Genomic DNA, 7,803 nt, shown 5'->3' with positions numbered 1-7,803 from the left:
GGCTGCACGAGTGCCTCACGCGGCGCGGCGAGGCCGTCGAGGCGGCCCTGATCAAGCAGCGCCTCGAGCTTGCCCTGGCACGGTCGGAGGTGCCGGTGAAGGCCTCCTGCTTCTGCCGCATGCAGGTCGCGGCCTGAGCGGCCGGCAGGTTGCGCGAGACCCTAGAACCGAATGGAGGACCCTATGAGCCTGTCGAGCTCACACCACTGCGTCGCGATGGCTTTGCTGCTTGGTGCCTCCTCTGTGCTGATGTGGCCGGGTGACATTCTCGCGGTGCAGATATCGATCGACGGAACCGCGATTGGCGACCGTGTCGGCACGGGTGTCGGTCCGGATCTGAATGACGGACAGAATATCATCCAGTTCGACAGTGGTGACCCCACGCGAGGCTTTGCGGTCCCGGGCTACCGGATCAAGGGGATCGTAACTGCGGACTTTGCCGATGCCGGCACGCTCGTGCCGCCCGTCACTCACCGATTGACGCTCCTGGATCTGGTGATCGACCGGAAGGCCGGCGCGATCGACCACCTGTTCGCAATCGACTTTCGACACACCTTTTCGGACCCCGTCGCGCCCGTGGATGCCCAGGACGGCATCAAGGGCGTCTTTGACAACCCGGTACATCCCGCAGTCATCGGCGGCATATCGGTCAGACAGTTCGAGGGTCGTATCAACACGGAGCTGATTGGCCGGATTGCCAATATCAACGCTCCTCTGATCTCGCTCTCCGGGGGCGACAATGTCGCGCCGTTCGACCATCATGACGGTCCCGTCCAGAAGGTCAACGGCCCGCCGTGGGCGCTGCAAGGCGCGCTGCGGATCGAATTCCTCGAGGCGATAGCGACGGACGGCAGCGGATTGGGCACGGGCGACCGGATCAGTCTCGGTTCGGACCTCGGCATCGCGCCTGTTCCCGAGCCCACTACATTCCTCCTCTGGGGCACCACAATGGCGGGGCTAGGGCTCACGGCTCGCTGGAGACGTGGGCGGCGGAACTAGAATCTACGCCTTCAGATAGGGAATGCCGAGCTCGGGCGACACGTCAAACCCGTGGCCCCGGAGATCCCCCTGAAGAATCCCGCTGCCCTCGGTGATGTTGCCGCGCCCGTCGGTCAGGATCGGCCGGCCCCCCGAGGCTCCAATCGATACTCGGTGGTCATGTATGAATTACACGGCGGGCATGTCCGCCGCCGCCACGGCCATCCCAACTTCGAGAATTTGGCTCATTGGCGGTCCGCTTTCATCTCGGCTGGGGTGGCATGTGCCTTGCTCCCGCCTCGTTGCTTGTATGGATGCTTCGGGCTTGAGGGACGGCTTCACTTCTTCGCTGGGACGCTTCCGTCAGCTGCTCCGGGCGCTGAGCTACTTCCGGCCCGACGCTGGGCGGATAGCCCTGGCCTTGAGTCTGTTGCTCGCCGGCATCGGGCTCAACCTGCTGAAGCCCTGGCCCCTGGCGCTCCTGGTCGATAGCGTCCTCGGGACAAAGCCGTACCCGGGATGGCTGCCCGACACGGCACGCGCGTGGGGGCAACCCGTCCAGCTCACCGCCATCATCGCGGCCTCGCTGGCGCTTCATCTCGTACACGCCGCCGCGTGTGGCGGGCACGCCTACCTCTCGATCGACGTGGGGCTCCGTGGCCTGCGGCGGGTTCGCGATGACGTCTTCGGCTGGCTTCAGCGCCTCTCGCTGCGCTATCACCATGGCACCGAGGCCGGGGACATCATCTTCCGGGCCGGGACGGACACGAGCGCCTTTCAGACCTTGTTCCTCCAGGGGTTCCTCACCTTCGTCAGCGCCGCCGGCACGCTCCTGTTCATGGGGGTGGCGATGGCCCGGCTGAACCTGCGCCTCGCCGCGGTGGCGCTGATCGCGGTACCCATCCTGCTGCTGTCGATCAAGGTCTTCGGGCGGGCGATGCGGGTGCGGGGCACCGCCGCCCAGCAAGCGGAGGGCAAGGTCTACGCGCTCATCCACCAGGGGATCACCGCCCTGCCACTGATCCAGAGCAATGCGCGCGAGTATCACGAGCAGCAGCGTTTCACGGCGCACACCGAGAAGGCGCAACGGCAAAAGATGGCGCAGCAGGGGCTCGAGGTCCTTTACTGGGGCTCGATCTCGGTGATCCTCAGCGCGTGCACGCTCGGCGTGACCTGGGTAGGGGCTCGTCAGGTACTGGACGCGAACCTCACGGTGGGGGAGCTGCTCGTTTTTCTCGCCTACGTCGCTCAGCTCTTCGAGCCGCTCCGTCAGCTCTCGCAGGTCGGCGCCACCCTGACGAGCGCGAGCGCGAGCACGCGGCGGGTGTTCGAGATCCTGGATACGCCCGAGGAGGTCAAGGACCGTCCGGACGCACGCCCGGTCTGCCAGGGCGACCCCCATGGATCGGCCGGACTACCCACCTCCGCGGACAACATGTTCGTCGCCGTCGGTGGCGCGCCGGCCGTATCCCCGTGCCCGCCGCTCCCGGTCTACGGCAACATCACCTACGACGACGTGTCCTTCTCGTACGGAAGGGCGCGGCCGGTGCTCGGCCACATCAATTTCAAGCTGATGGCGGGCACGTCGGCGGCCATCATCGGCCCGAGCGGCGCGGGCAAGACGACGCTGCTGAACCTGCTGCCGCGGTTCTTCGATCCGGTGAGCGGCGCGGTCCTGCTGGAGGGCGTCGACCTGCGCGAGCTCCGCCTGGAGGACCTCCGGGCGCAAATCGCCCTCGTCCTGCAGGAGCCCATCATCCTGCCCACCACCGTGGCCGAGAATATCTCCTACGGAAAGCCGCACGCGACGATGGAGGAGATCGAGGCCGCCGCGCATGCCGCCCGGGCCGCCGACCTCATCGAGAAGCTGCCCGAGCACTATCGAACCGTCATCGGGGACGGGGGCGCGCACCTGAGCGTCGGGGAAAAGCAGCGGATCAATCTGGCCCGGGCGTTCCTCAAGGACGCGCCGATCCTTCTCATGGACGAGCCGACGAGCGCGCTCGACGTGGAGAGCGAAGCCCAGGTCGTGGCCAGCCTTTTCGCGCTGATGCGCGGGCGCACCACGTTGATGGTCGCCCACCGGCTCACCACGATCCGCCGGGTCGACAAGATCCTGGTGGTGGACAACGGCAGCCTGACCGAGATGGGGGCTCCCGAAGACCTCCTCGCCGAGCAGGGCTACTACGCGCGAGTCGTCGGCGGCCAGCTCGATCTCTAGGCTTCACCCGCACGCCCGGCCCGCGCCGGGTGCTCCGCGTTCTCCCGCCTCCGCATCCTTCTCGGGTATTTCCCGACGAGTCCTGTAAGATCATTCCGTCAGACGGAGCGCCCTTCGGCGTTTCACGACCCCGGCGAACCGACGTGGATACCACTTTTTCGTGAGCCCGACCAAAGTCAGCCTGCGCAGAACGCTTTCCACCGCATGGGCCATGATTGGCCCGTACTGGTTCTCCGAGGACCGATGGGCGGCCCGGGGGCTCCTGCTCGCCGTGGTGCTCCTCACGCTCGGTACGGTCTACCTCACGGTGCTCTTGAATCAGTGGAACAACACCTTCTACAGCGCCCTCCAGGACAAGGACCTCGCGGCCTTTCGCCGGCAGCTGTTCCGCGTCACGTGGCTGATCGGCATCTTCATCGTTCTTGCCGTCTACCAGGCCTACCTCACCCAGATGCTCGAGATCCGCTGGCGACGCTGGCTGAACGACCGCTACCTTCGCGCCTGGCTGGCCGATCGCGCCTACTACCGGATGCAGCTCGTGGCGCGTGAGACGGACAACCCCGACCAGCGCATCGCGGAAGATGTGCACCTCCTCGCAGCTCACACCCTGGGTCTGTTCTCCGGCGGTCTGCGCGCGATCGTCACGCTGGTGACCTTCGTGGCGATCCTGTGGGGGCTGTCCGGAACATTCACCGTCCCGGTCGGCGTGTTCACCATCACCATTCCTGGCTCCATGGTCTGGGTGGCCATTCTGTACGCAACCGCCGGGACCTGGCTGACCGACTGGCTCGGTCGCCCCCTCGTCCGGCTGAACTACGATCGGCAGCGGTACGAAGCCGATTACCGCTTCAGCCTCGTCCGCTTCCGCGAGAACACCGAGGGCGTGGCCCTGTACCGCGGCGAGGCGCACGAGTTTCGTAGCTTTCGCAAACGGTTCGAGCATGTGGTGGGCAACTGGTGGGGCATCATGCGCCGACAGAAGCGGATGGCCTACTTCACGTCCGGTTACGGGCTGGGGGCGTGGATCGTCCCGTCGATCGTCGCCGCGCCCCGCTACTTCCGGGGCGAGCTTGGTCTCGGCGGCCTCATGCAGACGACCCAGGCCTTCCAGCAAGTTCAGGATGCGCTCAGCTTCTTCATCCAGTCCTACAAGGAGCTCGCGGCGTGGAGCGCCGTGATCGAGCGGCTCGCGGGCTTCGAGCGCGCACTCGAGCACGTGCGGCACCACACTACGGACGGCGGCGTCCGCCTCGCCGAGGGACGCCCCACACACCTGAGCGTGGAGGGGGTCGACCTCGATCTACCGGATGGCCAGCCCCTCATGGCGAACATCAACTTTTCGCTTGTGCGCGGCGAGACCGTGCTCCTGGCCGGCGCGTCTGGCTCGGGAAAGAGCACGCTCGTCCGTGCCATCGCCGGCATCTGGCCGTTCGGGCGTGGCAAGATCCACGTGCCGGAGGGTGCCCGGGTCCTCTTTCTCCCGCAGCGGCCGTATCTGCCGATCGGTGCGCTCCGGGAGGTGGTGAGCTATCCGATGTCCGGCGGCGGTGTGGAGGACAAGACGCTGCGCGAGGCGCTCGAGGCCGTGGGCCTCACGGAGATCGCCGGGCGACTGGACGAGGAGGCCAACTGGGCCCTCCAGCTCTCCCCCGGCGAGCAGCAGCGCTTGGCATTCGCCCGGACCTTGGTCCAGAAGCCCGGCTGGCTCTTTCTCGACGAGGCGACCTCGGCGCTGGACGAGACGACGGAAGCGCGCCTGTATCGGCTGGTGCGCGAGCGACTCCCGGAGACGATGGTGTTCAGCATCGGCCATCGGGCCACGCTGGAGCTCTTCCACGCTCGTCGACTCATGGTAGAACGCAGTGCGAACGGGCCCGCCTCCATCGTGGAGATGCCCGCCGCCGCCACGGCTCCTGAAGCGTGACTATCGCTTCAGTTGTGGTGCGGGGAGCGTCCCACTAGACTGTCCTGAGCCGGAATAGTGTTGACACTTGTGACCAGAAACAGTGAGGGCCATCTGGCCTATCGTTCCCAGAGTGAACCACCCCGTGGCAGGGGAACCACTTTGGGAGGATCGACCGATGACCCTCGACGAGAAGGTACACGGCCTGCGACTGCATGTCATCCGGCGGGCGGAGGCCCTGGGCAACGTCAGCCGGGCCTGCCGGGAGGCAGGGATCTCCCGGGCGCTGTTCTATCGGTGGCGGCAGCGGGTGGAGCGTTATGGCCAGGACGGCGTCCATCCCCGTCGGTACCGGGCCCGGCCCGGCCGACCGGTGCAGCTGCGCCGGAGACAGAGCGACTGCTCTTGAGCGTGGCCGTGAGTGCCGCGACCTGGGGCGCGAGTCGGATCGCGGCGTATCTGCGGCACCGCTGGCAGCTGCGCGTGGCGCCCAGCACCGTGCAGCGGGCCCTGCGGCGGACGGGGCTGGCGACCCGTCGGCAGCGGCTGACCGTGCTCGAGCACCGCGCCCTGCAGACGGCGGGCTTGCTCACCGAGCGAACGCGCCGCCTCTGGCAGGCGCAGCACGGCCAGCCCCGGCATGTGGCGGCCCGCGAACCCGGGGAGCTGGTGTGTCTGGACACCTTCTACATCGGGCAGCTCAAGGGCGTGGGCAAGGTCTGGCAGATCACCGCCTGCGATGCCGCGTGCTCCTACGGCGTGGCGTGGCTCCTGCCCGCTCACACCGCCGAAGCGGCCGCCCACTTCCTGCGGCGGATCCTGCTGCCGCTGTATCGGCGCGCCGGCTGGCGGCTGCGCCGCGTGCTCACCGACGGCGGCCCCGAGTTCAAGGGGGCGTTCGATGAAGCCTGTCACGCCCTGGGCCTCCGCCACACGCGCACCAAGCCGCGGCACGCCTGGACTAACGGCTTTGTCGAACGCCTCCAAGGCACGATCCTGCAGGAACACTGGCGCGTGGCCTTTCGCCGCCCGTTACTTCACCAGCCGGACGGCCTTGCAGCACAGCCTCGAGGCCTTCATGCAGTCCTACAACCACGAACGGCCGCATCAAGGCTATCGCGTCCGCGGCCGCACCCCCGCCGCGCTCTTCTGGGGCGCCGCGCGGGGATGACCTCTTACCGCACTCTGGGGTGGCCACGGTGTCTACACCATTGCGAGTCTGGACAGCCTAGGGCCTTGATGATCTTGAAGACCCGGTGGTCTCTCATGCGTTCCTGACGCCACCCTCCACCTTTGATCTTGAATCGCACGACGAAGAGCGGCTCAGTGGGTGGCGCATCCCCGCGCTCCGTAGCCAGGTACTCGGAAACGATGGCCCTGGCGACCTCCGGGAGCGGCACCGATGCTTCATGCCCGCCTTTACCGAGTACGCGCCGCAGCCCGAAGTCTGACAGGTAGTCGCCGACATTCAACCCTACGACCTCTGAGCGTCGTAATCCTCCATAGGACAGCAGCGCGAGGATGGCACGGTCGCGTAGCCGAGCACACCGGTTCAGCAGGTCCTCGACCGCCGCCCATCGCGGCACAACTGGCAGCCGCTTCTTACGGCGTGGTCTGGTTAGCTGGTCGAGGGGATTGCTGGGCAATCTGCCGTGACGCACCGCCCACTTTCCGAAGCTGCCGAGTGTCGCGAGTCGCACTCTGATGGAGTTCGTCTGCAGAGCGCGGGCAGCAAGATCGTAGTGATACGTCCGGCAAAGTTCTGCGGTGAAGTCTGCGACCACCACCGTGCCTCCAACCTTCTTTCGCGAGAACTGCATGAAGTCACCGAAGCACCATTGGTACGTCTGAACTGTCCGGTGGGCCGCCTCCCTTTCGACCCGTAGATAGGCTACAAATTCCTCAAACAGCGCGGACAAACGCATAGGCTGCCTCCGTTTGTCCGCCACGCGCTTGGGCGCAGTATCAGGGGCGACCAGCCACGCGTCAACAGGGGGGATGGTGTGCTGTCCGGCTTCGTCGGATCACCCGGGCTCACCGGAATCCCCTCCGGCATGCATTCACCGGGATCGGAGCCCATGGATCGTGTTCACGAGGTGAGGCCCCACTTGCTGAGCATCTTCTGGAGCGCCGCGACCCGCTGGGACACCTCACTCTCCTTCCGGCAAGCCTGTGCCAGCGCATCCTGGACGGCAGCGAGGGAGCGTTCGTACTCAGCTCGCTCGGCCTCCAGCTCCTGGATCTCGTCGGCGATCTCTTTCTTCTTGGCCCGTAGGGCGTCGAGATCCGCCTCGGTCAGGCCGACTTCAACCATTCGAGCGAGTGCTTGGTCACGCCGGTCATCCGCCAAGCCGGCCGTGCTCAAGGGGGAGGCCAGTCGATCAAGATGCGGGAGACGCTGGTTCACGTCATCAGGTGTGATCCCGAGTGCGCGGAGCCGGTCCACGAGGACGGCGGCGGGGGTAACGATGGCTGGGTCGAAACCCAGGGACCGGTAGCGGGCCAGCGTCGCGCGGAGCTCCTCCACAATGGTCGCGTCAACTCCGGCCTCGCGGAGGTCGGCCATCAGCGTCGCCACGGCGCCGGCCTCATCCACGGTGAGGCCGGCCTCGGCGAAGGCCTCGACCGTTTCGAGGGCGGGACCCACGTCCGCCATGGTGAGGTTGTGCTCGGCGAGGACGGCCTGTGCCTCGATGAAGGC

6 protein-coding genes are annotated in these 7,803 nt (G+C 66.7%); 5 read left to right on the top strand and 1 reads right to left on the bottom strand.

Annotated features, from left to right (window positions below; all coding sequences use genetic code 11):
• Positions 1-183: 183 nt before the first annotated feature.
• From VHR41_20125 to VHR41_20105, 5 genes are all read left to right on the top strand, one after another.
• A complete protein-coding gene (locus VHR41_20125; protein ID HEX3236510.1) occupies positions 184-999 on the top strand; it encodes a hypothetical protein in 816 nt (271 codons plus the stop codon).
• 304 nt (positions 1,000-1,303) lie between these two features.
• Positions 1,304-3,199 carry an ABC transporter ATP-binding protein gene (locus tag VHR41_20120; protein HEX3236509.1) on the top strand — a complete coding sequence of 632 codons (1,896 nt, stop codon included), beginning with the start codon at positions 1,304-1,306 and terminating at the stop codon, positions 3,197-3,199.
• Positions 3,200-3,359: 160 nt separating this feature from the next.
• Positions 3,360-5,123 carry an ABC transporter ATP-binding protein/permease gene (locus tag VHR41_20115; GenBank protein ID HEX3236508.1) on the top strand — a complete coding sequence of 588 codons (1,764 nt, stop codon included), beginning with the start codon at positions 3,360-3,362 and terminating at the stop codon, positions 5,121-5,123.
• A 157-nt stretch (positions 5,124-5,280) separates the two neighbouring features.
• Positions 5,281-5,511: a helix-turn-helix domain-containing protein gene (locus tag VHR41_20110; GenBank protein ID HEX3236507.1), complete on the top strand. Its 231-nt coding sequence runs from the start codon at positions 5,281-5,283 to the stop codon at positions 5,509-5,511.
• 2 nt (positions 5,512-5,513) lie between these two features.
• Complete coding sequence (locus tag VHR41_20105) at positions 5,514-6,380, top strand: DDE-type integrase/transposase/recombinase (protein HEX3236506.1); 867 nt, start codon at positions 5,514-5,516, stop codon at positions 6,378-6,380.
• Between the two features lie 811 nt (positions 6,381-7,191).
• On the opposite strand, the gene VHR41_20100 is transcribed toward VHR41_20105, so the two are convergent.
• A partial coding sequence (locus VHR41_20100; GenBank protein ID HEX3236505.1) for a hypothetical protein occupies positions 7,192-7,803 on the bottom strand: 612 nt, incomplete at its 5' end.

Source organism: Gemmatimonadales bacterium (genome assembly GCA_036265815.1).
In the GTDB taxonomy this organism is placed as follows: domain Bacteria; phylum Gemmatimonadota; class Gemmatimonadetes; order Gemmatimonadales; family GWC2-71-9; genus CAVVWJ01.
Note: the sequence above shows the minus strand (reverse complement) of the source record. Positions and strands in the feature narration are given on the sequence as shown.

What these genes read in the sequence shown, in the direction of transcription:
- VHR41_20125 (HEX3236510.1), top strand. Translation starts at nt 184, where the DNA reads ATGAGCCTGTCGAGCTCACACCACTGCGTCGCGATGGCTTTGCTGCTT.
- VHR41_20110 (HEX3236507.1), top strand. Translation starts at nt 5,281, where the DNA reads ATGACCCTCGACGAGAAGGTACACGGCCTGCGACTGCATGTCATCCGG.